This window comes from Fulvivirga sp., assembly GCF_040218215.1.
Taxonomy (GTDB): domain Bacteria; phylum Bacteroidota; class Bacteroidia; order Cytophagales; family Cyclobacteriaceae; genus Fulvivirga.
The window spans coordinates 17,876-44,040 of sequence record NZ_JAVJQL010000030.1 but is presented as its reverse complement, the minus strand read 5'-3'; the positions used below and the strand labels follow the sequence as shown (position 1 = coordinate 44,040).

At 38.1% G+C, this 26,165-nt stretch carries 21 protein-coding genes; 8 read left to right on the top strand and 13 right to left on the bottom strand.

Going from position 1 to position 26,165, the window contains the following annotated elements:
- The first annotated feature begins 2 nt into the window (after positions 1–2).
- Entirely contained in the window at positions 3–608 is a 606-nt protein-coding gene (locus RIB54_RS22195; protein WP_350063766.1) for a DUF2179 domain-containing protein, read from the top strand.
- 16 nt (positions 609–624) lie between these two features.
- Here the strand turns inward: RIB54_RS22195 and mscL are convergent, their stop codons facing one another.
- From mscL to RIB54_RS22180, 3 genes are all read right to left on the bottom strand, one after another.
- Positions 625–1,023: a large-conductance mechanosensitive channel protein MscL gene (gene mscL / locus RIB54_RS22190; RefSeq protein ID WP_350103087.1), complete on the bottom strand. Its 399-nt coding sequence runs from the start codon at positions 1,021–1,023 to the stop codon at positions 625–627.
- A gap of 86 nt (positions 1,024–1,109) precedes the next feature.
- Positions 1,110–2,015: a 1-aminocyclopropane-1-carboxylate deaminase/D-cysteine desulfhydrase gene (locus tag RIB54_RS22185; RefSeq protein WP_350103086.1), complete on the bottom strand. Its 906-nt coding sequence runs from the start codon at positions 2,013–2,015 to the stop codon at positions 1,110–1,112.
- The gene (locus tag RIB54_RS22180) at positions 2,016–3,308 is read right to left on the bottom strand and encodes an amidohydrolase (RefSeq protein WP_350103084.1); all 1,293 of its coding nucleotides are present in this window, start codon (positions 3,306–3,308) and stop codon (positions 2,016–2,018) included.
- Positions 3,309–3,487: 179 nt separating this feature from the next.
- On the opposite strand from RIB54_RS22180, the gene RIB54_RS22175 reads away from it, so the two are divergent.
- From RIB54_RS22175 to RIB54_RS22160, 4 genes are read left to right on the top strand one after another with little or no spacing between them, the layout of a single operon-like run.
- The gene (locus RIB54_RS22175) at positions 3,488–3,814 is read left to right on the top strand and encodes a Rieske (2Fe-2S) protein (protein WP_350103083.1); all 327 of its coding nucleotides are present in this window, start codon (positions 3,488–3,490) and stop codon (positions 3,812–3,814) included.
- A gap of 13 nt (positions 3,815–3,827) precedes the next feature.
- Entirely contained in the window at positions 3,828–4,244 is a 417-nt protein-coding gene (locus tag RIB54_RS22170) for a VOC family protein (protein ID WP_350103081.1), read from the top strand.
- 43 nt (positions 4,245–4,287) lie between these two features.
- Positions 4,288–5,310 carry a hypothetical protein gene (locus tag RIB54_RS22165; RefSeq protein WP_350103079.1) on the top strand — a complete coding sequence of 341 codons (1,023 nt, stop codon included), beginning with the start codon at positions 4,288–4,290 and terminating at the stop codon, positions 5,308–5,310.
- A gap of 11 nt (positions 5,311–5,321) precedes the next feature.
- Entirely contained in the window at positions 5,322–7,517 is a 2,196-nt protein-coding gene (locus tag RIB54_RS22160; protein WP_350103078.1) for a T9SS type A sorting domain-containing protein, read from the top strand.
- Here the strand turns inward: RIB54_RS22160 and RIB54_RS22155 are convergent.
- The 5 genes from RIB54_RS22155 to RIB54_RS22135 all read right to left on the bottom strand — a co-directional run bounded on the left by RIB54_RS22155 (position 7,495) and on the right by RIB54_RS22135 (position 14,450).
- A complete protein-coding gene (locus tag RIB54_RS22155; protein ID WP_350103076.1) occupies positions 7,495–8,202 on the bottom strand; it encodes a hypothetical protein in 708 nt (235 codons plus the stop codon). The two genes, RIB54_RS22160 and RIB54_RS22155, sit on opposite strands and share 23 nt — an antisense overlap.
- Before the next feature lie 296 nt (positions 8,203–8,498).
- Complete coding sequence (locus tag RIB54_RS22150; protein ID WP_350103074.1) at positions 8,499–10,301, bottom strand: acyl-CoA dehydrogenase FadE; 1,803 nt, start codon at positions 10,299–10,301, stop codon at positions 8,499–8,501.
- A 37-nt stretch (positions 10,302–10,338) separates the two neighbouring features.
- Positions 10,339–11,514, bottom strand: coding sequence for an acetyl-CoA C-acyltransferase (locus tag RIB54_RS22145; protein ID WP_350103073.1), 1,176 nt, complete (start codon positions 11,512–11,514; stop codon positions 10,339–10,341).
- 78 nt (positions 11,515–11,592) lie between these two features.
- Positions 11,593–13,995, bottom strand: a complete 2,403-nt coding sequence (locus RIB54_RS22140; protein WP_350103071.1) for a 3-hydroxyacyl-CoA dehydrogenase/enoyl-CoA hydratase family protein — start codon at positions 13,993–13,995, stop codon at positions 11,593–11,595.
- A complete protein-coding gene (locus RIB54_RS22135; protein ID WP_350103070.1) occupies positions 13,995–14,450 on the bottom strand; it encodes a MarR family winged helix-turn-helix transcriptional regulator in 456 nt (151 codons plus the stop codon). The genes RIB54_RS22140 and RIB54_RS22135 overlap by 1 nt, the downstream gene beginning before the upstream one ends.
- A 229-nt stretch (positions 14,451–14,679) precedes the next feature.
- On the opposite strand from RIB54_RS22135, the gene RIB54_RS22130 reads away from it, so the two are divergent.
- The 3 genes from RIB54_RS22130 (at position 14,680) to RIB54_RS22120 (ending at position 19,679) form a co-directional block, all read left to right on the top strand.
- Positions 14,680–16,509, top strand: a complete 1,830-nt coding sequence (locus RIB54_RS22130; RefSeq protein ID WP_350103069.1) for a glycogen/starch synthase — start codon at positions 14,680–14,682, stop codon at positions 16,507–16,509.
- 144 nt (positions 16,510–16,653) lie between these two features.
- The gene (locus tag RIB54_RS22125) at positions 16,654–16,992 is read left to right on the top strand and encodes a PadR family transcriptional regulator (RefSeq protein ID WP_350065471.1); all 339 of its coding nucleotides are present in this window, start codon (positions 16,654–16,656) and stop codon (positions 16,990–16,992) included.
- Positions 16,989–19,679, top strand: a complete 2,691-nt coding sequence (locus tag RIB54_RS22120; RefSeq protein WP_350103067.1) for an ABC transporter permease — start codon at positions 16,989–16,991, stop codon at positions 19,677–19,679. Before RIB54_RS22125 ends, RIB54_RS22120 begins: the two co-directional genes overlap by 4 nt.
- A 33-nt stretch (positions 19,680–19,712) precedes the next feature.
- Here the strand turns inward: RIB54_RS22120 and RIB54_RS22115 are convergent, their stop codons facing one another.
- The 5 genes from RIB54_RS22115 to RIB54_RS22095 form a co-directional block, all read right to left on the bottom strand.
- A complete protein-coding gene (locus RIB54_RS22115) occupies positions 19,713–20,792 on the bottom strand; it encodes a GAF domain-containing protein (RefSeq protein ID WP_350103066.1) in 1,080 nt (359 codons plus the stop codon).
- 2 nt (positions 20,793–20,794) lie between these two features.
- Positions 20,795–21,499 carry a hypothetical protein gene (locus RIB54_RS22110; protein WP_350103064.1) on the bottom strand — a complete coding sequence of 235 codons (705 nt, stop codon included), beginning with the start codon at positions 21,497–21,499 and terminating at the stop codon, positions 20,795–20,797.
- Positions 21,500–21,732: 233 nt separating this feature from the next.
- Complete coding sequence (locus tag RIB54_RS22105; RefSeq protein WP_350103063.1) at positions 21,733–22,224, bottom strand: hypothetical protein; 492 nt, start codon at positions 22,222–22,224, stop codon at positions 21,733–21,735.
- Positions 22,221–23,984 carry an AMP-dependent synthetase/ligase gene (locus tag RIB54_RS22100; RefSeq protein ID WP_350103062.1) on the bottom strand — a complete coding sequence of 588 codons (1,764 nt, stop codon included), beginning with the start codon at positions 23,982–23,984 and terminating at the stop codon, positions 22,221–22,223. The genes RIB54_RS22105 and RIB54_RS22100 overlap by 4 nt, the downstream gene beginning before the upstream one ends.
- Before the next feature lie 56 nt (positions 23,985–24,040).
- On the bottom strand, positions 24,041–25,879 hold the full coding sequence (locus RIB54_RS22095) for a tetratricopeptide repeat protein (protein WP_350103060.1): 1,839 nt from the start codon (positions 25,877–25,879) through the stop codon (positions 24,041–24,043).
- Between the last annotated feature and the right edge of the window lie 286 nt (positions 25,880–26,165).

The window sequence follows — 26,165 nt, the reverse complement described above, 5'->3', positions numbered from 1 at the left end:
TTATGGAAGATTTTTTTAGCACATTCGGCATTGATAGCGATACTTTTGGATTAGTAGTTGTTCCCATTCTTATCTTTTTCGCCAGAATATTAGATGTTTCCATCAATACGGTGAGAATTATTTTCGTAATGGGTGGCAAAAAGTATATCGCTACCATTCTGGGATTTTTAGAATCACTCATTTGGCTGTTGGCCATTGGCCAGATCTTTAAGCACATGGACAATGTATATTGCTATGTGGCATATCCGGCAGGATTCGCTGGTGGTATTTTGGTGGGCATGCTCATAGAAGAGAAAATAGCCTTGGGGAAAGTGATCATAAGAATAATAACTGCTGAAGATCTAACGAAAGTCACTGACTTTCTTAGGGCTAAGGATTTTAGATATTCTATTGTTAATGCTGAAAGTAATGAAGGACACGAGCAGTTGTTATTTGCAGTACTTAAAAGAGATCATGTTCCTGAAATGCTGAATGAAATTAAAAACAATCTCCCAAAAGCATTCTACACTATAGAATCTGTTAAGAGCGCTAGTGAGGCCGGAATGCTTCTGGACAAACCCAGCCGCAGGGGGATTGGAGCCTGGCTTACTTCTGTCAAGCGGAAGTAAGCGCAGAGCATATATCTTATTTCTTTAGCAAGTCGCGAATCTCTTCCAGCAATACTTCCTGTTTAGGTGGTGCGGCAGGAGCAGCAGGAGCCGCATCTTCCTTCCTTTTAGCAGAATTTATTGCCTTAACAATCATAAAAACAGCAAAAGCCACAAGTAAAAAATCGAAGGTTACTTGCAGAAAGTTGCCATAGTTAAGTGTAACCGCAGGTGTTTCACCTACCGCCTCCTTAAGTACCAGGGAAAGGTCTGAAAATTTTATTCCACCAACTAAGATTCCGATAGGGGGCATAATTATGTCGTTGACCAAGGAGGTTACAATTTTACCAAAAGCTACCCCCAATATTATACCAACAGCCATATCGGCTACATTACCTTTAACAGCAAAGGCCTTAAATTCATCTATGATTTTCATGTTTTAAAGAAGTTAATATTTGGAATGAGAAGTGAGTAAGGTAGAAAAAGAAAAGCTGCTTTCAAATACCAACCATTTAAAAACTTTTAATATTTTATTCCGCTATTCAATGCTCCCTGTAATCCACCGGTATGTATAAGCAAGATTTTTGCTCCCGACCTGAAGCGGTTTTTGCTTATAAGGTCATAAATTCCAAACATCATTTTACCAGTATAAACCTGATCTAATGGTACGTGATGCCTTTGTTCAAAATCAGTAATAAAGTCTAGTAGCTCATGATTAGTCTTGGCGTAGCCTCCAAAATGATAATCTGTATTGATTGACCAGTTTTTGAATTTCTTTGCTGAATAATTTTCCAACAACCTTTGAACTTCACTTTTCAGGAAATCCCCCTTCAGCGCTGAAAACCCCAGGACATGTTGATCAGGAAGGCTGGCAGCTATAATACCTGAAATTGTGCCACCTGTGCCCACCGCACAGCAAACAATATCATACTGTTTGTCATTGTCACTTAAAATTTCTTCGCAACCTTTTATAGCAAGGTTATTTGTCCCGCCTTCTGGAAGTAGATAAAACTTTCCGTACTCCTCCTCTAAGGTTTTTATGAAATTTGATTCTGACTTTTGTCTATAGGTCTCCCTATCTGCAAAAGCCAACTGCATCCCTTGTTCAGTAGCAAAGGAAAGTGTTTTGTTTAGAGGCTTATCTTCAAGTTCTTCACCACGAATTATTCCAATAGACTTAAATCCGGCCTCATGAGCAGCGGCAGCAGTAGCATAGATGTGATTTGAATAGGCACCACCAAAAGTCAGAAGTGTGTCGTGACCTTGAGTTTTGGCTTCGTGCAAATTGTACTTGAGTTTGCGCCACTTATTACCAGAAACAGTGGGGTGGATTTGGTCTTCACGCTTGATATAAACACGAAGCCCTTTATCCTTGAAAAGTTGATCTTCAATTTCCTGGATAAAGGGCTCCTTGTACAGTTGCAGCATTTATTTTTTCATTTCCATGTAATCGACTGTAACGTTAAGCATTGCTTTTAATCCAGTCAACATTCCAGCTTCTTCAATATAAAAATCCGGAGTATGATGACCGCCAAGTTTAAATGGTTTTTCCTCCAAAGGTCTTCCTCCAACAAAAAAGTAAAATCCAGGTACTTGCTGTTGAAAAAACGAAAAGTCTTCAGCACCTGTCACGGCATCAACAACCTGCACATTACCGCCTGCAGCTTTATTTATAGAAGGTACCATTTTAGCTGTTAATTCCAGATCATTATAAGTTACTGGATAACCAATAATAATATTAACATCCGCGGTGGCTCCCATGCTCTCGGCTATTTTAGTTGCTGTCAGTTTTATTTTCTCGTGAATGATCTTCTGCATGTCAGTATCAAGCGTTCTGATGGTACCTATCATTTCCACCTCTTCAGGAATGATATTATTACGAACACCTCCTCTTATCACGCCAACGGAAATAACGGCAGCCTCTTTGGTCAATTCTGTTTGTCTACTCACAATTGTCTGTAATCCATTGATAATTTGGGCAGAGGCTACTATAGGATCTACGCCACCCCATGGTCTTGAACCATGAGACTGCTGGCCTTTGACCTTAATGATAAAACGATCTGAGGCCGCCATGGTGCCTCCAGGCTTGTAGTTTATCATTCCGACCGGGGTATCTGCAGAAATATGCAAACCAAAAATCACATCAACATCGGGGTTTTTTAACACGCCTTCTTTCACCATTAATTTTGCTCCGCCTTCTTCTCCTTCAGGTGCTCCTTCTTCGGCAGGCTGAAAGATAAACTTAACGGTGCCTTTCAAATCAGCTTTCATTTTGGACAACACCTCTGCGGTGGCCATCAATATGGCAATATGGGTATCATGGCCGCAGGCATGCATTACTCCGGTTTCCATTTCATTGTAAGTAGATTTTACTTTCGAGGCAAAAGGAACTGGCGTTCTTTCTGTAACTGGCAAGGCATCAATATCTGCCCGCAGGCCTATGACCGGGCCAGGTTTTCCGCCTTTTAAAATACCAACTACGCCTGTTTTTGCTACCCCGGTTTGAACTTGTATCCCCAAGGATTTTAGATGTGCCGCTATTTTCTCTGCGGTTTTAAATTCCCTGTTCGATAGTTCAGGATATTCATGGAAATCCCTGCGCCACTCGATCATCCTTTGCTCCACCTCCGCAGCAAGTTTATCTGTTTTCTTGTTCAAGGCACTTTGAGCAAAAGCATTGTATGCAAATACACAAAGCAATAGTGTGATTGTTCTTTTCATAATATTTTTAGGTCTGATCAAAATTGAATATAGCTCCTTTTCCTGTATTTTTTAAATCAATTACATGATGGTATTATTAGCTTCATCAAATTCATTTGCAGTCAAATACCTTTGGTTATCATGTTATTTGCCTACAAGATTTGATAATTTCACCATACGGCTATTATAATCTAAGAATTATGAAATTGTACAAAGTATTTGAATCGGAAGCCGCAGCTAATGACACCATTAGCCCACAAAGTGCCGTATTACTTCAAATAGGAAACAAAAGGCTTTGCATGGCTCGGCATAATGATGGTTATTTTGTAACCGATGACAAATGCCCCCATAATGGAGAGTCTTTGAGTAAGGGTAAGGTGAATTACCTGGGAGAAATAATTTGCCCTTGGCATAATTACAGGTTCAGCCTTAAGCATGGTGTAGAATGTGAAAGAAGAACCCATGATTTAACCACCTATTCGGTGGAGAGCAGAGAAGATGGTATATTCGTAGGAATATCAGATTAAACGAAAATAAAAGATGATACAACCTTTTCACCTGGCCTTTCCTGTCGACAATCTTGAGGCTGCCAGAGAGTTTTATGTAAATGTGATTGGCTGCAAAACAGGAAGAAGCTCCGATCAGTGGATTGATTTTGATTTTTTCGGCCATCAGGTAGTGGCTCATTTAGCACCTGATGAAGTGGGCATTGCTGCGACCAATAAGGTTGATGGTGATGCTGTCCCTGTGAAACATTTCGGGATTATTTTAGAAATGGATCAATGGGAAGCATTGAGTGAAAAACTGGTAAAATTGGGCATCCAATTCATTATTGACCCGCATATAAGGTTCAAAGGACTTCCTGGCGAACAGGCCACTATGTTTTTTCTAGATCCATGCGGCAATGCACTTGAGTTCAAGGCATTTAAGGACAAAAGCCAGATTTTTGCTGTTTAAATTGATGTTCATAATTAAGTGCTCTATTGTACGTTCATCTTTCATGAATAAAACAAAATCATTTCTGTTTCTTCTTTTATTTTTCTCCACCTTATGTACGGTTACAGTTGCTCAGGAAGTTATCATAAATGAGCGGATTGAATCACTTAATTTCATAGATCAACTGCCAGAAGAGATACTATCTACCAAGACTGTTGTTATTGTTAAAACCTTAAACGATCAGCAATCAGGCATTCGGCCGGAATGGAAAAGTGTAGCGTCCGTTGTTCAAAAAGGTATGGCTAAATCTGGTATTGATGCCGTTGCCTATTATCATTTTGATGATTTGCTTAGTGGCTATGAATCCTATCATGCGTTTTTAGATGCCTTTGATGGACGGGATATTAAGCATGCTGCCTTTATTTTGACAGATGGTAGCTTTTATAGGTTAATCCTTGTAAAACTCACTGATCGCCAGTTTTTAATCCAGCAAAATCAAAACGCCTGGAAAATAGATGGTAAAGATTTAGCTGCCATGATGGAAGATGTATATCGCAAGGCTGCAAACTCAAAAATTGAAAGTACTAATCTTCTCATTATTGAAACCCCGGAATTTGGTGAGATGGTGCATGTGATTCAAAAGCGGAGATCGGATTTTTATGATCTCAACTTTGCGTCAGAAACATTAGCTATCCCTCAATTTGCAGATAGTAGCGAAATAGCAAAGGTGATGCTCGATTACCCATATAAATGGAAAATTGTTCCGCTGGGCTCAGACGAAAAGGAACTCCGATCACAAGGCTTACAATATGTGCTCTATTATTGTCATTCTACAGTAGCAAGTGTTCGCAGCCTCCTCGAGTATCCGCTAGGGGAAAACCAGTCAGCTTATGTCAGCGAGGTAATTGAAAACGGGCAAACTCAAGTTACTACGCATACTTTAAACACCAATGTTTATAAGTTTTACATCAAGCACATATATTCTCAAAACGTCTTTATCGGAAAAAAGTGGGATCCTGCAAAAACATGGCAAGACGCTTTGAGGAACTACATTTTTAATATGCGCCATGAGTTGGTGAGAAATTAAATAGAAATTCAATGATCAAAAAGTTTATATTTTTGATTGCTCTCTCAATCATTTGCTCGTTAGCTCAGGCCCAACATTCTATTGCCAGAAAATGGAATGAGGCTTTATTAGATGCAATTAGAAAAGATTTTGCAAGGCCCACCGTTCACGCACGAAATCTTTTTCACACTTCAGCAGCCACATATGATGCCTGGGCTGCATTTGAAGAAAATACTAACACCTATTTTTTAGGAAATAGCGTTCATGGTTTTAATATTCCGTTTAATGGAATAGCAATACCTGAGGATAAGCAAGCTGCCCAAGAGGAAGCCATTAGTTATGCATGCTATAGACTCTTAAGTCATAGGTTTAAAAATTCTCCTAGCGCTGGAGAAACACTTGTTTCGCTAGACGACTTATTTTTTTCATTAGGTTATTCTTCATTCTTCACGTCTACCGATTATAGCACTGGGTCTCCAGCGGCATTAGGAAATTATATAGCTGAACAAATTATTGCTTATGGAAATATTGATGGCAGCAATGAGGAAAATGGTTACCAAAACAAGTATTACGAGCCAATAAATGAACCATTATATCCTGTGTTTTCAGGCAACGAAAGCCTGTCCGATCCAAATAGATGGCAACCATTGGGTTTTGACATTTTCATCGACCAAAGTGGTCAAATAATTCCTGGGGCAGTACCAAGTTTTTTAAGTCCTGAATGGGGTAAGGTACTTTCGTTTGCCTTAAAAGGTAGGGATTTAACGATCCATGAAAGGGATGACGACACATATCATGTTTATCACGATCCAGGCACTCCGCCTTCACTAGAAGCGGATGGCGGGGGTTTATCTGATGAATACAAATGGAATTTTGGGCTTGTTGCTAAATGGTCGAGTCATCTTGATCCGACTGATGATGTGATGTGGGATATTTCGCCTGGAGCGGCCGGTAATCTTGGAGGTATTGAAAATATTCCAACAGAATTGTTCGATTATCGTAATTTTTATAATGAATTAGAAGGTGGAGATCCCGGTCAGGGAAGGGACCTTAATCCAAAAACAGGTCTGCCATATGAAAGCAATATAGTGCCTAGAGGGGATTATACCAGGGTATTAGCTGAGTTTTGGGCAGATGGTCCTGATTCTGAAACGCCACCTGGTCATTGGTTTACAATCTTACATTACGTTAACGACCAACCAGACTTAATTAGAAAATTTAACGGCCAAGGTGAAGTTCTTTCTCAATTGGAGTGGGATGTTAAATGCTATTTCGTTTTAGGAGGAGCAATGCATGACGTGGCAATAACAGCATGGGGAATAAAAGGTTGGTACGATTATATCCGACCAATTTCGGCCATTCGCTTTATGGCAGATAATGGACAGAGCTCTGATCCAAATGGTGATAACTATTCTCCTCAAGGCATTCCTCTTGAGCCAGGCTTTGTAGAAGTTGTTGCGCCAGATGACCCTTTGGTAAATGCTAATCCTGCTAATATTGGAAAGATAAAAGTCAAAGCATGGAAGGGCCCAAATTACATTAACGATCCATTGGTAGATGAAGCTGGAGTAGGATGGATATTGGCTGAAAATTGGTGGCCCTATCAGCGCCCTTCTTTTGTTACCCCCCCTTTTGCTGGTTACATTTCTGGTCATTCTACATTTTCGAGAGCGGCAGCTAAGGTTTTGACTTTATTAACAGGTGATGAATATTTTCCTGGAGGAATGGGGACATTTGAAGCACCAAAAAATGAATTTTTAGTTTTCGAAGAAGGCCCAAGTGTTGATGTTACTCTTCAATGGGCAACTTATAATGATGCATCTGATCAAACGAGCTTATCCAGAATATGGGGAGGCATACATCCTCCAGCAGATGATTTGCGAGGACGAATTATTGGTGAGCAAATTGGGGATGACGCTTTTGAATTCGCATTAAGATATTTTTCTGGTCAAGTAACGGCCCGTGAAAATAAAATCAATCCATATGAAGTGGCTGCAATCCCAAATCCTTCAAACGAGAAAGTACAAATCAGAGGTTCCTTCGGAATCCAAAAGGAAGTAGAGATTAGTGTATATTCTATCCAAGGTCTGTTAATCGACCATTCTAACCTAAGCCAAGTAGATGGCCATTTTGAATATAACACAAGTCAATTACCAAATGGCTCCTATATCATAAACATTCAAGGAAAAGCATTTAAACAATCAGTTAAATTGATTGTCTCACACTAATCCATACCATAAAAGGCACTGGTATTTTTAAGGATTCATCAAAACCTAACTTTTTGAGTTCGTCTCTAGGAACGTAGCCATGCTTCTCTGTAGAAAATTCTCCTATGAGCAGACCTTTGGTTTCTAACAAGCTGTCCAAGGGATAATAAACATTTTGTGCTTTCATGATGTCGCGCATGAGTTGATAGTTTTCATTCAACTCCCCGTCCTTTACTTCCTTCCACTCGGTGGATTCACTAAAAGCTATTATCTGATTTTGCAAAACATCTTTGTACTCCAATGGATAGCCAAGCATTAAAGACCTTAAGTTTAATTTGATGCTATCTTCGGCTATAGACCAAAGTTGATTGACCAGCACTAGCTCATCTTTTAGCAGCACCTCACTATCAGTGTAAAACTGATAGTTCATATGACGGTAAGTAGTAGAGTCCTCATTTTTATAAAAAGCTAAACTCCTTGACATAGAATCAGACTCCAAAACGAGTGTGAAATCAACAGCACTTCTTCTTACAACAACTTTAGTTAAAAGCTCATTACCTTCTTCACTTGCTTCATCCTGAACACTCTGGTTGTTACATCCGTAAATGAATGCAATTAATATCAGCAAAATGAAGTGCATCACCAATTGATTTACAGCGATTTGATATAATAATTTAAGTTTTGGCACGGCTGTTGTTTTACTCACTATTGTTAAACAATAATAAACCTCGGTTTATTTTAAATAACAGAAGTTATGAAAAATTTAATAGTGTTTCTAAGCCTCGTATCCATTTTCAGCTTATCAAATCTTGAAAAGCCTAATCATACATCCGCTTCAACAAGCAATTTGGAAGTAAGCGTAGACGAAACTTATTTACGCATAACTATCGAACGCATGCGCAGGCCAGAAAGATTTTACAATAAGAAAAATCTAGCATAAAAATTAAAAGGCCCGGATTGGAATAAACCAATACCGGGCCTCAGATTAAACTTGTATACTAATTAGAACGGGTATTCATTCTTAGCAATTATATAATCTGCAATTCTACGTCTGGCATCTTTAAGGTTCATAGGTTCTATTTTTGTAAACCTCTTCAGTCCCATTAACATCATGCGCTGCTCATCGCCACTAGCAAATGAGTTAATAGCTTCTCTGCCCGATGACGCTGCTCTTTCGATAGCCTCATGCAGATAAACTCTCATCATATCAATTTGAGTTGCCACTGCCTCTTCTCCTTTTTGAGCTACCAATTTCTCAACTCTTAGTAAGCATGATTCCGCTACATATCCTTCAATGAGCATATCGGCCATATTCATTAATATCTCCTGTTCTTCTCCGAGTTTCTGCATAAATTTCTGAACAGCCGCTCCTGCTACCATCAATCCTGCCTTTTTCAAGTTGACCAATGCTTTTTTCTCTTTAGCAAATAGCTCATCGCCATCAGAAGCACCAAAGTCTGGAATGGACATCAACTCCTTTTGAACTGCCATAGCTGGAGACATTAAATCAATAGTTCCTTTCATGGCTCTTTTCATCAACATGTCAATGCAAAGCATTCTGTTGATCTCATTTGTACCTTCAAAAATTCTGTTGATACGCGCATCTCTATAAGCCCTGTCCATTGGACTTTCAGCTGAGAAACCCATACCACCATAAATCTGCACACCTTCGTCAGCACAGTAGTCCAGTACTTCAGAACCGTGTACTTTAAGTATTGCACATTCGATGGCAAACTCTTCAACTGATTTAAGTCTGGCTTGTGCATTTTCCATTCCGTCTGCAACTAATGTGTCATAGGCATCATCAATGTTTTGGCCAGCTCTATAATGAGCAGACTCTGAAGCAAACACCTTAGAGGCCATTTGGGCAATTTTATATTTGATTGCTCCGAAGTTCGAAATAGAAGTTCCAAACTGTTTACGTTCGCCAGCATAGTTAACCGCATTGCTGATAATTCCTTTACTTCCTCCTACTGCAGCAACACCCAACTTTATTCTTCCAATATTCAAAATGTTAACCGCAATCTTAAAGCCGTTTTCTCTTTCTGAAAGCAGATTTTCAACAGGCACTTTACAGTCGTTGAAGAAAATCTGACGGGTAGAAGATCCCTTGATACCCATTTTCTTTTCTTCTTCATTCATAGTAATGCCACCGAATGATTTTTCAACAATAAAAGCAGAAAGGTTTTTATCATCATCAATTTTTGCGAATACTATGAAAACATCCGCAAAACCGCCATTGGTTATCCACATTTTTTGGCCATTGATAACATAATGCTTTTTATCATCAGTTAGCACTGCTTTAGTTTTACCAGAATTTGCATCCGAACCAGAATCTGGTTCTGTCAAACAATAAGCCGCTTTCCATTTTCCTGTGGCAAGATTTGGCAAGTATTTTTTCTTCTGATCTTCATTACCATAATACAATATTGGCAATGTACCAATACCAGTGTGAGCAGAAATAGCAACGGCAAATGAGTGAGCTGCTCCAAACACTTCAGCTACCAGCATTGAAGTATTGAAGTTCATTCCAAAGCCCTCATAAGCTTCTGGTACACTAGTTCCAAGAAGACCCAACTCTCCAGCCTTGTCCAAAAGAGAAGGCATAAGGTCTGGGTTTTTCATTGAATCGATTTCATCAAGCTTTGGATGAATTTCCTGTTCAATAAAATCATGACAAGTTTGAGCAATCATTTTTTGCTCTTCACTCCATTCTTCGGGGATAAAAATATCCTCCGCAGCGGTTTCTCTGATAAGAAATTCTCCGCCTTTGATGCTTTGTTTAGTTTCAATAGTTGCTGACATCTTAATTAATATTTCAATGTTATAATTCTTTTAAAATCTAGTTTAACAGCTCGTATATTCCTGCCACTCCTTGTCCTCCACCAACACAAGCTGTGACCATTCCATACTTTTGCTTTCTTCTTTTCATCTCATCAAAAAGCTGTATTGATAGTTTTGCTCCTGAACAACCAAGTGGGTGACCCAAAGCGATAGCTCCTCCATTTGGATTTATTTTTGAAGGGTCCAAACCCAATGTTCTAATGACAGCTAAAGACTGTGCAGCAAAAGCTTCATTCAATTCAATTTGGTCTATATCATCTTGCTTCAAACCGGCAATTTTCAATGCCTTAGGTATGGCTGCTACTGGACCTATTCCCATTATGCGAGGTTCAACACCTGCCGCAGTATAACTCACTAATCTTGCTATTGGCTCCAATTTCAACTCCTTCACCATTCTTTCTGACATAACCATTACAAATGCTGCACCGTCAGAAGTTTGGCTAGAATTACCTGCGGTTACTGATCCGCCAGCGGCAAATACGGGTCTTAGCTTACTTAAAGCTTCGACAGTTGTATCTGGTCGAACACCTTCATCAGTGTCAACTACATATTCTCTGGTTTGCTTCTTTAAATTGGCATCCAAGTATGTTTCTTTGACTGTAATAGGAACAATCTGATCTTTAAAGTTTCCATTCTTTATAGCTGCAGTTGCCTTAACATGCGATTGATACGAAAATTCATCCATGTCTTCTCTAGAGACATTATATTCTTTAGCTACCTGCTCAGCCGTAAGCCCCATACTTGTATAGTAGTCGGGGTTTTTTGTAGTTATTTCATAGTTCAAAGCAGTTTTGTAACCCATCACTGGTACCATTGACATAGATTCAGTGCCTCCAGCTATTATGCAGTCTGCTTGCCCGGCATGAATTCTTGCTGATGCAATATTGATTGCTTCAAGACCTGACCCACAATATCTGTTAATGACCATTCCTGGTACTTCTATTGGAAGTGACAAAAGGGCAATAATTCTTCCCATTTGCATTCCTTGTTCAGCTTCTGGTACTGCATTTCCTACGATTAAATCATCAACTCTTTTTGGATCAAATCCTTCAACAGAATTTACCAAATGCTTGATAACATCTGCAGCCAAGTTATCTGGTCTAGTAAATCTAAACCCGCCTCTACCAGCTTTGCCTACTGCTGTTCTAAATCCTTTAACTATATATGCATTCATCTTTTATTAGTTTTTAGTAGTTATTTATTAGCTGTAAGCCCTAAGCTTGTAGCTAAAAGCTTATTTCTTGAAGCTTAATTAATTCCTCAATGGTTTACCAGAAGTCAAAATGCTTTGGATTCTCTCCAATGTCTTCTTCTCACCAGTCAATGACAAGAATGCTTCTCTTTCAAGATCTAACAAGTACTGCTCCGTAACTTCCTGAGGATATGACAAATCTCCACCGCACATCACATAGGCAATCTTATTAGCAATTTTCATATCATGGTCTGAAATGTAATTTCCCATCCTCATGCCACTAACACCTGCCATGAATAATGCCATGCCCGATTTTCCTTGAACTTTAATATTACTAGCCTGTATTGGTTTGGTATAACCAGCATCAGCCAATTCGATAACCGCTGATTTTGCATCTGCTATCTGACGGTCTTTGTTAACACTTATTCTATCCTGAGGCCTCATTATGTGCATGCCTCTTGCCTCCTCTGCAGAAGTTGCCACTTTAGCAGTAGCTATATTCATAAACGAATTTTGTAAAGCATTAAGTTCTACATCACCAGTCTCAATGGCATCCGAAACCCTTTTCGTAAGTTCTTTTGTGCCTCCTCCACCAGGAATCAATCCAACACCAACTTCTACCAGACCAATATAAGTTTCAGCAGCAGCCTGAATCATATCTGCATGAAGTGACATTTCGCAACCGCCTCCAAGTGTCAGGCCATGAGGAGCAACCACAACAGGAACGGAAGAATATCTAACACGCATCATTGTGTTTTGGAAATGACGAATCATAAAATCAACTTCGTCAAACTCTTGCTCGATCGCATACATAAATACCATCCCAAGATTCGCTCCGGCAGAAAACTGTGCCCCTTGATTACCAATAACTAATCCTCGGTAATCTTTCTCGGCCATATCAATGGCTTTGTTAATACCTTCCACTACTTCTCCACCAAGTGTGTTCATCTTAGTGTGGAATTCAACATTAAGAACACCGTCTCCAAGATCAAAAATGGTTGATCCTGAATTACTCCAAACCACATTGCTCTTTCTTATATTATCAAGGATAATGTAAGACTCTGCACCGGGTACAGGTTTGTAAGATTTTGAAGAGATATCATAATAATGTCTGATACCATCTTTTGCCATGTAGAAAGATTTTATGCCTGCCTTAAGCATGTCATAAACCCAATCATTAGGTTTATAGCCCATCTCTTCCATTTTAGCAACTGTCTTTTCTACATCTACTGAATCCCAAGTTTCAAAAGGGCCTACTTCCCAGCCAAAACCTGCGCAAAGCGCATCGTCAATTTTGTAAAGCTCATCCGCTATTTCAGGAATTCTATTCGACACATATTTGAACAAAGCATAGAATGAATCTCTGTAGAATTCTCCCGCTTTATCTTTACCACTAAACAATGGCTTAAATCTTTCTTTTAAATTGTCTATCGGCTTGGTGGCTTCTAGTGTGCCAAATGATGCTTTTTGCTTTGGCTCGTACTCTAATGTTTCCAGGTTTAAAGTAAGTATCTCTGTTTTGCCTTTGGCATCTTTAGTTTTCTTATAGAAACCCTGACCTGTTTTATCACCGAGCCAGTTTTTTTCCATTAGCTTACCAACTTCATCTGGCAATTTGAAAGTATCACGACCCTCATCATTTGGCAAACCAGCATAAAGTCCATTCGCAACTTTTACCAAAGTATCTAAACCAACGACATCAGATGTTCTGAATGTAGCAGACTTGGGGCGGCCAATTACCGGGCCGGTAAGTTTATCAACTTCATCTACATTTAAGCCCAATTTCTTCATGGACTCTATCACTTTAAGAATAGCATAAATACCTACCCTGTTAGCAATAAATGCGGGAGTATCTTTTGCCAGTACTGTGGTCTTACCAAGATACAGATCTCCATAGTGCATTAAGAAATCCGTGATTTCAGGATCTGTCTTGGGGGTTGGAATAATTTCCAACAACTTTAAATATCTTGGAGGGTTGAAAAAGTGTGTGCCGCAGAAATGCTTTTGAAAATCATCACTTCTACCCTCAAGCATTAAGTGAATAGGAATACCTGAAGTGTTAGATGTAATAAGTGTTCCTGGAGTTCTGTGTTTTTCAACTTGCTCAAAAACAACCTTTTTAATATCCAGGTTTTCAACTACAACTTCTATTACCCAGTCATAGTCTTTAATCTTAGACATGTCATCTTCAAAATTTCCTAGCGAAATTCTGTTGGCAAAACTCTTATCATAAAGCGGAGCCGGATTAGATTTAACAGCCGATGTAAATGCGCTGTTCACAATTCTATTTCTAACCGCCTTATTTTCCAAGGTTAGACCTTTGGCTTTTTCATCGTCATTCAGCTCTTTAGGAGCAATGTCCAATAAAAGAACGTTTACGCCAATATTGGCAAAGTGACATGCAATACGGGAACCCATGATTCCCGATCCTAATACTGCTACTTTTTTTATACGTCTTGTCATTAGTTTTGATTATTTGCGTTTTCGTAGGTTTTATTATTATCAATGATTTTGTTGATGTCGTTGATGACATCAAAAAACACTTCAAGTTTAGATTCAGGTACAATTTCCCGCACCTTGGTATTAAACGTGAGAACAGTTTCCCTGGAAACCTCCTTCTTCTTCTTGCCCAATTCCGTTAAAAAGATTCTTACAGACCGACCATCAGTCGCATCCGGCTTTCTGAAGATTAGCCCCTTCTCTTCCATGTTTTTTAGAACCCTGGTCAAACTTCGAGATTCGAGTCCCATCAATGGAGCGATCTTGGTTGCAGGAGTCCCATCCTTCGAACTAATATTTAATAAGACAAAACCTATTGATGTAGTAATATCTTGTTTAACTGCTTGCTGATTGTACATGCGAGAAATGGCATGCCAGGCAGTTTTAATATTATGATCAATTGTTTCTTCTCTTTTCATTAGTATGTTGTATAACTTTAAATAGGATTCCCTATTTTGAAGGATAACAAATATAGTAAAATTTGTTATGCATGCATACTAATTTAAAATTATTTGTGAAAGCCTGTGGAAAAACCTTAGAAGTTAATCAAAACTGTGCAAAACATCGATTTTTATTTAAACAATCGTTTTCATGAAAAAGGTCTTCATAAGAACAGATGAGCAATATTACATTTAAACAATACCTCTAATGCGGTCAGAGATTCAGAAGAAAACCAAAGCCAGTGAGCAACCACAAGTTCTCAATAATTCATTTTTAGCCGAATGTGCCTGGGAGGTGTGCAATCAGCTTGGAGGAATTTATACTGTTATCAGGTCTAAAGTTCCAGAGATATCCAGCCAATGGGGAGATCGCTATTGCCTGGTTGGCCCTTTGGTTGGTCAGCAGGTAAATGCAGAAATTGATATTATCACCAATCACTCTGGACCCTTAGGCAAAGCTGTTAAAAAGCTAAAAGACGATGGTGTTGAAGTAGTTTATGGCACCTGGCTTGTAAGTGGTAGGCCCAAGGTAGTGCTTATTGATGTTTTCTCTTCTCTTAAAAACATTGCCGCTTTAAAAAGTGAGCTGCAAAAAACTCATGATATCGCAATTGCAGATGATGAGCTTCAAGAAAAGGTTTTGGCTTTTGCACATGTTGCCTCCGTATTCTATACCTATCTTTCAGAAAGTCTTGGTAAAACCAAACTGATTGGTCATTTCCACGAATGGATGTCGTCCATACCCATTCTAAAGTTGTCTGAAAATAAGGTTAACATAAGAACCGTGTTCACCACGCACGCAACGGCTTTAGGGCGATACCTCGCAATGAATGATCTTGAGTTTTATAATAAACTTGATCTATACGACTGGAAACTGGAAGCCGAAAAATATAATATTCTACCCATTGCTCAAATTGAAAGACTGTGCGCTAATGAATCTACAGTTTTTACAACTGTAAGTGATGTTACCGCCAGTGAATGTGAGGCATTCTATAACAGAAAGCCAGACATCATAACACCCAATGGGCTAAATATAGAACGCTTTGTAGCCTATCATGAAGTGCAGAATCTGCATCAGGAATATAAAGAAGATATTAACGAGTTTGTGATGGGTCACTTCTTCCATTCCACTCCGTTTGATCTTGACAATACATTATACTTTTTCACCTCAGGGCGATATGAGTTTAGGAACAAAGGATACGATATTACTTTAGAAGCGCTTTCATTGCTTAACAAAAGACTGAAAAAGGAAAAGTCGAATAAAAATGTGGTGATGTTTTTTATTACCAAAAGGCCAAGCTGGTCGATCAACCCAGTGGTGATGGAACAGCAGGGTGTTTTGGAAGAATTTAGAAAAGTCTGTCAGGCTATACAAGATCAAATTGGTGAGCGCTTGTTTTATGACGCCACTATAGAAGAAGATGATTTCCGCATGCCCGCACTAAATGATTTTGTAGATGACTATTGGAAGTTGAGATACCGCAGGGTTTTACAATCATGGAAGTCTGACCAGTGGCCCATAGTAGTAACACATAATTTAAAAAATGACGATGATGACGAAATCATCCAGTATTTGAGAAAAGCACCCTTGGTCAACAACCCGTTGGACAAAGTAAAAATTGTATACCATCCTGATTTTATAGATTCTTCAAGTCCTTTATTCGGAATTGATTATAATGAATTTATCAGAGGGTGTCACTTGGGAATATTCCCAAGTTACTACGAACCATGGGGATACACTCCTCTTGAATGTCTGGCTCAAGGGGTTTCTGCTATTACTTCTGATCTTACGGGTTTTGGAAATTATTTAGGGAAGAATTTTTCTGGTCACGAGCAGTCTGGAGCTTATCTGTTAAGAAGACACAAACTCAAGCCCGAGCTTGTCGTCAAAGAGCTAGCCGAAATGATGTATCAATTTACCCAGTCATCAAGAAGACAAAGAATTTCAATACGAAACAAAGCTGAAGATTTGGCAGAAAATTTTGACTGGTCAAAATTGTGCGCACATTATAATGCGGCCTATTTAAAGGCATTGTAAAAGCTATTACATTCACCGCTAAAGTCACTCGATGACTTGATTTTCTCCAAGCACATATTCTCCAGGTGAATCGGGTGAATATCTCAAGTGTAACCCAAATCCACATCCTTCGTATTACATAAGACTCTAATGTATTAAAGAATTATGCATTCCCCAGAATTATTAAAAGGAACCTTGCAAACCATCATACTTAAATTACTGGCTGACAGTGGAAAAATGTATGGTTATGAAATTACTCAGCGCGTTAAAGAATTATCTGGTGGAATGCTTACGCTTACAGAAGGTGCGCTCTATCCTACACTTCATAAACTAGAGGCTGAAGGTTTATTATCCACTGAAAAAATAAGCATGGGCAAGCGGGTTCGAAAATATTACCTGCTTACCCCAACAGGCACTAACACTGCTGCTCAAAAAATTGAAGACTTTGAGGCCTTCATAGCTACCATGTTTAAAGTATTGCAAATCAAGCCACAGCTTGGATGATCTTGTCTGATGAACATATCAACTATATCATAAAGGACATTGCCTATAGGGGAATTGTGGATGACGATTTGGGTGATGAGCTCGTTGATCACATTTGTACATTAGTTGAGGCTAAAATGGAAGATGGTCAAAGGTTTATTGAAGCCTACGATGAAACCATTAAAGACTTTGGTAACGACAATAAGTTGAATGAGCTGCAAAAGCAAACAATAGAACTCTCTAACAACAACACAAAAATCATGATCAGAAATTATTTCAAAATCGCATTTAGAAACCTTGTAAAGCACAAGTTTTATTCAGCCATCAATATTGCAGGATTAGCAGCTGGTGTAGCATGCAGTTTATTGATCTATCTTTTTGTAGCCAATGAAATGAACTTTGATAAGTTTCACGAAGATGGAGACAGGATTTACAGAATTGTTCGTACCGGCAAGTTTAGTGATAATGAATTTCGCTACCCAGTTGCACCAGCCCCATTTGCAAATGCATTGGTAAATGAAATACCGGAAATAGAAACTGCTGTCAGGTTTCGATTCAATGGCACATGGCTAGTTAAAACACCTCAAATGAACGAAAGCTTTAAAGAGTCTCAGGTGATTTATACCGATTCCACTTTCTTTGATCTTTTTTCATTTCCCTTAATTGAAGGAAATTCTAAAAATGTACTTAACCGCCCAAACACAGTAGCTATTAGTAGGTCTATTGCTGAAAAATATTTTAAAGGCGTTTCACCAATTGGCAAGTCGCTACTGCTTGATGGAGAGTATAACTATGAAGTGACCGGAGTGTTTGAAGACATGCCTGCCAATTCGCACCTGCAATTCAACATTTTAATGTCTTTGGCTTCCACACCTGAGGCCCAGAATGAACAATGGCTAAGCAACAATTTTTTCACCTATTTCAAAACCAAAGAGGGTGTAAACAAAGAGGCGCTTCAGAAAAAAATACAGCTGTTTTATGAAAACAAAGCCGAGCCTGAACTCATTCAATATGTAGGTTCAACAATTGAAGAATTTAAGGCCAATGGGAATTCAGTAAATATGGTGCTACAGCCAATGGAAGATATATACCTTACTTCAGATTTTATATTTGACATTGGTACTATGGGCAATGAAGATAGTGTTTTGCTGTTTTTGGTTATTGCCGTATTTATCATTGGCTTGGCCTGTATCAATTTTATGAATTTATCTACAGCCCGTTCTGCAAACAGGTCTAAAGAAGTAGGAATCCGTAAGGCCCTTGGTTCTGTGCGCTCACATTTGATAAGACAGTTTCTGCTTGAGTCAATTATTATAAGTATCATTTCAATAATTATTGGCTGTCTTGCAGCAGCTGTAATGTTGCCGTTATTTAATCATCTTGCCGATAAGTCACTGACTTTTCCCGGCACCCCTTTATTTTATTTAGCCCTTTTAGGTTTTGCGCTGTTCATTGGTGTTATAGCAGGAACTTATCCCGCATTTTTCCTAAGCTCTTTCAGGCCTATTAATACCTTAAAGGGGAAATTAAGTAGTGGTGCAGGTGGCTCTGCTATAAGAAGCGGACTCGTAATTTTTCAATTTCTAATTAGTATTATTTTGATTATTGGAACGTTGGCCATTCAAAAGCAGCTTGACTTTATTCAAAATAAAAAGTTGGGATTTAATAAAAACCAGCTTGTTATGGTTAATGACCCATACATGCTTGGCGATAAAAGAGATTCGTTTAAAGAGGAAATTGAAAAATTGAGTTCAGTAGCGTCATGTTCTTATAGCGGTTTTATTCCGGTTAACGGCTATAATCGAAACGATAATACATATTGGGAAAAAGGTGTTAGCCCATCCCAAGATAATACCATAAGTCTACAAATGTGGCAGGTTGATGAAGACTATGTACAAACTTTTGAAATGGAGCTTATTGAAGGTAGAAATTTTGACAACACTATAGCCTCAGATTCTGTTGGTCTTATTTTTAATGAAGAAGCCATGAGAAGGTTTGGTTATGAAAACATTGATGATAAGTGGATACAGACTTATGCTTTTGATCAAACCACAAGATCAGTAATCAATGAGGAATTCGAGAATTATAAAATTATTGGTGTTGTAAAGAATTTTCATTTCGAATCAATGAAAGAAAATATAGGACCAGTAGCCATGAGAATGGGAAGAAGCACTGGCTTACTTTCTGTTCGTCTAAACACGGAAGACTATCAATCGGCTTTGCAATTGATTGAATCAAAATGGAATGAATTTGCCAATGGCCTGCCCTTTAACTACACCTTTCTAGACGATCAGTTTGACAATATGTACAAGTCTGAAACCAAGTTGGGTGAGCTTTTTGCCATATTTTCAGGACTTGCCATATTCATTGGTTGTTTAGGGCTATTTGCTCTTGCCGCATTTATGGCTGAACAAAGGATCAAAGAAATAGGCATAAGAAAAGTGCTGGGCGCATCTGTAAAAGAGATTGTACTAATGCTATCGAAACAATTTACCAAACTAGTCTTATTTGCGTTTGTAATTGCTGCACCTATTTCATGGTGGGCTATCAACACTTGGTTGGATAGTTACGTTTATCGAATCACTTTGGGATTTGAAATTTTTCTAATCGCAGGATTCTCAGCATTTCTCGTTGCCTGGATTACAGTGGGCTATCAGTCAATAAAAGCAGCCGTTAGCAATCCAGTGGATTCATTGAAAAGCGAATAGAAGTTACAAACTAAGCCGTGTTTAAGGAACGGCTTAGTTTTCAAACACCTTCTCCTTTTTTCTATTTCTTAAAAGCTTATCCTCCAGGTTAACTATGTGCTGGTTTTTGGCATGCAGTTCGCTTTCCAGTTTTTCAATTTTTTCATTAAGTTCTGCGCGCTGCCTTTCCATTTCTTCCTGGGTGGCTTGCATCTCTTCGGCATTTTGTCTGAGCTCTTCTTCCTGAGAGGCCAGGGCCTCTGCTTTTTGCTGAGATTCGCTAAGTAGCGCCTTAGTTTTTTCAGCCATTCGCTTGCTCACTAAAACATTCGCAATATTCTCTGACACTTTTTCAACAAACTGAATTTCTTGAGTTTCGAAGACATGAAATAAAGCAAGTTCCAACACTCCTATTACCTCATCCCTAATTTTCAAAGGCATAATTAAAATAGCCGATGGTGTTGCTTCTCCAAGACCCGAAGTGATTGTAGTGTAGCCATCCGGAACATCCGTCATCAATATTTTTTCCTTTTCCAAAACGCACTGACCAACCAGACCTTCACCAACATCGACCGTACCAGTCAAAAACTTCTTTTTGGAATAAGCATAGGTAGATACCCTGTTTAGAATGTTTGAATCTTTGTCCAAAAGATATAAGGCAGCTTGATTAATTTTTAAGCGATTGACTACTTCATTCACTATTTTATCGCCCATAGTCTCCAGGCTTTCAAAATCCATATTCAAGATATCAGCAAACCGAGCCAGACCTTCATTTGACCAGCTGATAATTTTTTGTTCTTTTTCTGAAGTGATGAGTTTTTCTTGCATTGATATAATAGAGACAGCAAGTACATCATCATTGTATTTCTCATCATACTCACCTTCAAAATTTCCATTGCCTAACTCCTTGGCAAAATCAACTGCTGCATGCATTCTTAAAACCAGATTATTTAAAGCCACCTTGGTCTGACCCAGTTCATCTTTGCTTTTAATAGTTAAAGTATCTGGGAAACTTCCATTAGCCAACTTAGTCATAGCAGATCGAACTTCCTTTATAGATTTAGTAAGGATATTAGAATAAAAAAGGACTAAAACAGCTCCAACTATAAGCTGCAAAACAAATAGTCCTATCAAAATTAGCCGGCACTGTTTATGATTTTAGAGACGTGTTCCTTTACACTATTGGTAGTGTTGTTAAGAATTGACCCAATCGTTTCAGTATCTGCGGTCAATTTTCCCAGTATTCCGTCCTCACTGGTCAGGCCTATTTGCTCTTCGATAATAACTATGTCGTTAAATTTTTTGTGATATACATCGATAAAGGCAATTAGGTCTGTGCCACCTTCAATACTATAGACACTGGTCTTAAATTTTTCAATATCAGCATTAAACTTGGAAACGTATTTTAAGTCCTTTCTTAAAAAAAAGTCTTTTTCATGTCTTCTAAGCATTAGCATTTGGGCTTTATCAAAATCAAGATCTGAGTCTTCTACATCATGGATAGCTTTTCTTAATTCACCTTCTATGCCATAGTCTTGAAAGCCTCTTCTAATATAGACATTGGTTAAAGTGGAAAAGTCTGTTTCAAATTTTTCAATTTCTGATTTCAGCTGCTCTATTTGATCCCTTAATGCCTTTTGGTCCGGAATATTATTCTCTATGAACTCCATATTATTCCTGACCTCCGAAATTTGCTCATCGAACTTCTCGATAAGTGGGCTTTTTCCTGTTTTTAAAAATTCCTGTTGCTTAAAACCTTTAGTTGAAAACTCTTTAATTATGGTATTAGAGTTGGAGAATTTCAGATTCATGTTATCCACGCGCTCAGTTAATTGTTTCATTTTAATAATGTCATCAATCGAACTCAGGGCCGTTAACAATAGAACTACTGATAATAGTAATATTGAGCCAAAGGCGAGAAGTAACTTGACTCGTATTTTTAAGTTAAGAAGTTTTTTAAGCATTATCCAACATTTGCTTTAAGACAAAGTACCATGAATTGGATGCCTAAAGTCGAGGCCGATTATTTATGAAATTGTTAAGAAATTGTAACACCCATAAAAGGTGCTAACAATCAGGTATTTATGAAAGCAAGCAGTTGGTCGAAATCATATTTTTGTGTTGCATCTAATTCTAATATTGCAGCATCTACAGGTTTTGTACCAAAATCTAGATGACTTTGCCAGATGTGCTCCTTATACCAAGTGGGTATTTGGCCCCAGCGATTATCATGCAATTTCCTTTTTAAAAAATCCGTCTTTTCAAGGTTTAAGAAAATTAACTTGTTGATAAGAGACATTAAGGACTGATGATAAAACAGGAAAATACCTTCAACTATTACGTACTTATTTTTTGAAGCTGCTTCCCGAACGAGGTGCGTGACTTTTTCCAAATCCAAAGAAGAAGGATGCTCCCAATCTATTACATCGTTTATGTATTGGAATTTTTCAATACTTGCCGGATAGTTATCCAGGCTGACGATTTCGGCATCACCTAGTTTTTCTTTCAGTGAAATTGCTAAGGTTGTTTTACCAGATCGGCTTACTCCTGCAATTCCAATAATCATTCGCTATAGATTTCCGAAACCTCCTTGCTGTATTTGGTCATGATGTTTTTTCGCTTGAGTTTAAGCGTTGGAGTAAGTTCGCCTCCATCTATCGTCCATAACTCAGGCAGTAATTTAAGCTTCTTAATTTTTTCGTACTGCGCGAAATCTGAATTATAGCGATCCCTTTCACGCTCAAATTTTGCAAGCACCTTTTCATTAGAAATCATTTCTTTGTTAGTGGTATAAGTAATGCCTTTCTTATGGCACCATTCTTTGAGAGCATCAAAAGCAGGAACCACAAGCGCAGCTGGAAATTTTTCGCTTTCTCCAACAACCATAACCTGTTCAATAAGTACTGATTCTTTGAATTTATTTTCTACCGGCTGAGGTGCGATGTATTTACCACCTGATGTTTTAAACATCTCTTTTTTTCTGTCGGTAATTTTCAAATATCGCCCCTCCACAATTTCACCAATATCGCCAGTATGGAACCAACCCTGTTTATCAATGACTTCTGCCGTTGCATCTGGTCGTTTATAATAGCCCATCATAATGTTTGGCCCTTTGGCCAAAATTTCTCCGTCATCTGCAATTTTAACTTCAACTTCCGGAAGCATCGGCCCAACACATCCGATTCTAACATCCTGAGGATTATCTCGGGTAAAGCTAATGCCAGGAGAAGTTTCTGTTAATCCATAAGCTTCAAGTATATGAATTTGTGCTGCCCAAAATACTCTTGCCAATCTTGACTGGAGTGCCGCTGCTCCCGAAACTATAAATTGCACATTGCCCCCTAGCGCTTCACGCCATTTGCTGAAAATAATTTTATTGGCCAGCGCCAACTGTAGTTTATAGCCCAAGCCATAGTTAAGGTTAGGCTCATATCTGTCTCCCAGTTTCAATGCCCAGAAAAACAAGTTCTTTTTAATGCCTGTCAGTTCATATCCTTTGGCCACAATTTTGTCATACACCTTTTCTAGCAATCGAGGCACCGTTGCAAAAAAGTGGGGCTTCACTTCTTTAAGGTTATCACCAATTGTATCCATACTTTCGGCATAGTATATAGATATGCCCATTTGCATGTAGGCGTAAGATGCCGTTCGCTCGAAAATGTGGCATAGCGGTAAAAAGCTTAGTGTTCTGTAGCCACTTCCACTTATTGGAAAGATACTTGCCACCGCCATCGAATTGGATAAAATGTTTTTGTGCGAAAGCATGACGCCTTTCGGAGTTCCTGTTGTTCCGGAAGTATAAATTATGGTTGCCAGATCTTCATTGGCAATTTCATTTCTCAGCTCATCTATTTGCTTAAGGTGTTCTATACTTGGCTTAACCAGTAAAGTCTTCCAAAATATTTCACCAATATTTTCGAAGCAATAAATACTGAAATCTTGCTCAATGGATTTTTTGGTAACTTCCAGTTTTTCATAAAGCTCCTTATCTCCACAAAAGATGAGTTTTACTTCTGCATCGTTTATTATAAAAGCATAATCCTCCGAAGTTGAGTTCGGGTACATGGGCACAGAGATGGCACCTATTTGACTTAGTGCTAAATCTGCAAATACCCACTCAGGCTTGTTAAAAGAAACAATCCCTACCTTGTCATTTTTTTTAATGCCCCTATCCAAAAGTCCAGAGCTAAGGCTATTAACAATGTCTTTGACTTGTTGAGTGCTATATTTTTTCCATTGTCCATCGTGCTTTGCAGCAAAAGCATCTTCAACAGAACCATTCTGTAATTGAAAGTCAAGACATTCGAATAAGCGAGTCATCTCCATAACTAAAAAGTTAAAGAGGTTAATTTAAGAAAATTACTGTTAGCAAACGTTATTTTTTAGTTTACAAGCTGTTCTTGCTTATCAAAATCTCCACGGAGTTCTCTAAATCTTTTGCGCGCTTCTGCTACAAAGACACTTCCGGGATATTTGGTTAGAAAGGTACGGTACAAATCCATTGCTTCTTCTTTATTATGAAGCTGCCTGTCAACAATATCAGCTTTTTTGAAAAAGGCATCATCTCCAAGAATATCAGTTCCGTAGTTATCTATTATTCTATTGAGCAATGAGATTGATTCATCGAAATGACCAAGCTTAGTTTCAATATCGGCTTTTAACCATATTAATTCATCGGTCAACGAATGGTCATCATATTCTTTTATCATGCTGTCGATAGCGGCCGTTGCTTGTTCTGCTTTATTCTGAAAAAGCAAAAGTTCAATTTCTGAGTAACGTCTCATAGCAACTTCCGCAGTATCAAGTGCAGTGTTATCTTTTATCAATAAGCTGAGCGACATGGCATCATTAGCTATTTCTCTGGTTGTAGCTTCTTTTAGAATATCAAGGTGTTCCTGCGCCAGCTGAAAATCTCCTTTGTAATATGATAACTTTGCATTTTTAAGTTTGGCCGTATAGCCCAGGTTTTCATCCTTATTGGATTTCTCCACTTGCGAATAAAGCAACGTTGATTCCCATGGTTCACTAATCAAAAGATAAATATCTCCAAGGTCAAGTTTCGATTGGGCTTTAATATCAGGGCTTGCCCTAGGTGTATCAATAATTTTTTGCAGAATATTTATTGCGGAATCCTTCTCATCTAAATAAAATGCATGCAGCAACGCCTTATTGCGAAGGGCCTCAAGTGTATTTCTGGTAATGCCTAATTCCGCTATAAATTGATTATAGTCATTAATCAAATTTCTAATTTCTCTTTCATCGATAGGATAAGTGTTCCTAACTCTCTTTTCATAAGATCTGATCAAATACATTTTTGATAAAATGTAGTTGTGAGAGCCAGGATAAGTCTTGATTAAATACGTAAATATTTTTATTGCATTATTATAGTCATCATTATCAAGAGCAATCAACCCAATATTTAAAGTCCTGGATCCTTCAGATTTTAATCTACGATCAATAGCTCGAGCCTGAACAAATGCTCCATAAAAATTCTTCTGTTGGAGGTTTACCCAAATCAAAAGCTCACCGTAAATTTCACTTTCAGGATTTTGTTGAATTTTATCATAAAGTAATTTTTCGAGGCTTTCTAATTCATCTGGCTTGGCCAGTAAACTTTGTAGCGTATTCTTTACATAATTGAGATTAGATGGGTTTTGACTTACGTAATTTAAATACTCCTCAACCATCAAATCCTTCGAATTCATAATCCTATAAATATTCGCCATTTCTAATGAAAAGGAGTATGGACTTTTTAATGCTTTTCGGGATTCCTGAAAAGTCTTAATAGCAAATTGGGTTAATTTCTTGTTCACAAAATAGTCTGCAGTAATACTAGTAAGGTAAGTATCAAATTTTATATCACTAATAATGTTATCGAAATACTCACTAGCTCTACTCTCACCATCTGAAGCCAGCAAGAGCAAACCGTAATCAAGCCTGTAGTAAAGGTTATCCGGAAATTTTTTTATGAGCCTTTTAATGTATTTGTTAGCATCATTGAAATCTTGGGATTCTATCAGAAGAAAATAATAGTTGTTGTGGATAAGCGGAATATTTCTGAAGTCATTGGCCAGCTCATCATATAATTTTTTTGCTTTCACATAATCGCCCTGTCCATAATATTCATTGGCCAGTTGCACCTCATTACTTTGTTGCGAGTAGGCCGGTAAGGCAAACAAAAATAATATGACTATTAATATCAGATATCTTGAGTTATTCACGATGTCTACACGTTAGTTTTAATATATATATTAATTAAATAAATTATTATCAATTATTAGCATGTGGATACGTGGAAAAGAAATTTAAAAATAGTTTGCATATGTTCTGTGTAGAAAAGTGTATTTGTTATGTACTCATTATCCACATTTTTATATTATATAAATAATTGATTTACAGGATATTATATGGTGAATGGTGATAACTTTTCACTTTTGTGGATAAAACTATTTTGTCAGTTGCTGTTCATAAGTTGGTGTTAACTTGTTAGTTCTTTTAAGTTAGGTG

Bases quoted from the DNA above. Each gene is read 5' to 3' on its own strand.
- RIB54_RS22150 (WP_350103074.1), bottom strand. From the start codon at position 10,301: ATGTCAGCAACTATTGAAACTAAACAAAGCATCAAAGGCGGAGAATTT.
- RIB54_RS22140 (WP_350103071.1), bottom strand. From the start codon at position 13,995: ATGACAAGACGTATAAAAAAAGTAGCAGTATTAGGATCGGGAATCATG.
- RIB54_RS22135 (WP_350103070.1), bottom strand. From the start codon at position 14,450: ATGAAAAGAGAAGAAACAATTGATCATAATATTAAAACTGCCTGGCAT.
- RIB54_RS22125 (WP_350065471.1), top strand. From the start codon at position 16,654: ATGCATTCCCCAGAATTATTAAAAGGAACCTTGCAAACCATCATACTT.
- RIB54_RS22170 (WP_350103081.1), top strand. From the start codon at position 3,828: ATGATACAACCTTTTCACCTGGCCTTTCCTGTCGACAATCTTGAGGCT.
- mscL (WP_350103087.1), bottom strand. From the start codon at position 1,023: ATGAAAATCATAGATGAATTTAAGGCCTTTGCTGTTAAAGGTAATGTA.
- RIB54_RS22195 (WP_350063766.1), top strand. From the start codon at position 3: ATGGAAGATTTTTTTAGCACATTCGGCATTGATAGCGATACTTTTGGA.
- RIB54_RS22110 (WP_350103064.1), bottom strand. From the start codon at position 21,499: ATGAAACAATTAACTGAGCGCGTGGATAACATGAATCTGAAATTCTCC.
- RIB54_RS22160 (WP_350103078.1), top strand. From the start codon at position 5,322: ATGATCAAAAAGTTTATATTTTTGATTGCTCTCTCAATCATTTGCTCG.
- RIB54_RS22175 (WP_350103083.1), top strand. From the start codon at position 3,488: ATGAAATTGTACAAAGTATTTGAATCGGAAGCCGCAGCTAATGACACC.
- RIB54_RS22130 (WP_350103069.1), top strand. From the start codon at position 14,680: ATGCGGTCAGAGATTCAGAAGAAAACCAAAGCCAGTGAGCAACCACAA.
- RIB54_RS22100 (WP_350103062.1), bottom strand. From the start codon at position 23,984: ATGGAGATGACTCGCTTATTCGAATGTCTTGACTTTCAATTACAGAAT.
- RIB54_RS22105 (WP_350103063.1), bottom strand. From the start codon at position 22,224: ATGATTATTGGAATTGCAGGAGTAAGCCGATCTGGTAAAACAACCTTA.
- RIB54_RS22185 (WP_350103086.1), bottom strand. From the start codon at position 2,015: ATGCTGCAACTGTACAAGGAGCCCTTTATCCAGGAAATTGAAGATCAA.
- RIB54_RS22145 (WP_350103073.1), bottom strand. From the start codon at position 11,514: ATGAATGCATATATAGTTAAAGGATTTAGAACAGCAGTAGGCAAAGCT.
- RIB54_RS22165 (WP_350103079.1), top strand. From the start codon at position 4,288: ATGAATAAAACAAAATCATTTCTGTTTCTTCTTTTATTTTTCTCCACC.
- RIB54_RS22180 (WP_350103084.1), bottom strand. From the start codon at position 3,308: ATGAAAAGAACAATCACACTATTGCTTTGTGTATTTGCATACAATGCT.
- RIB54_RS22120 (WP_350103067.1), top strand. From the start codon at position 16,989: ATGATCTTGTCTGATGAACATATCAACTATATCATAAAGGACATTGCC.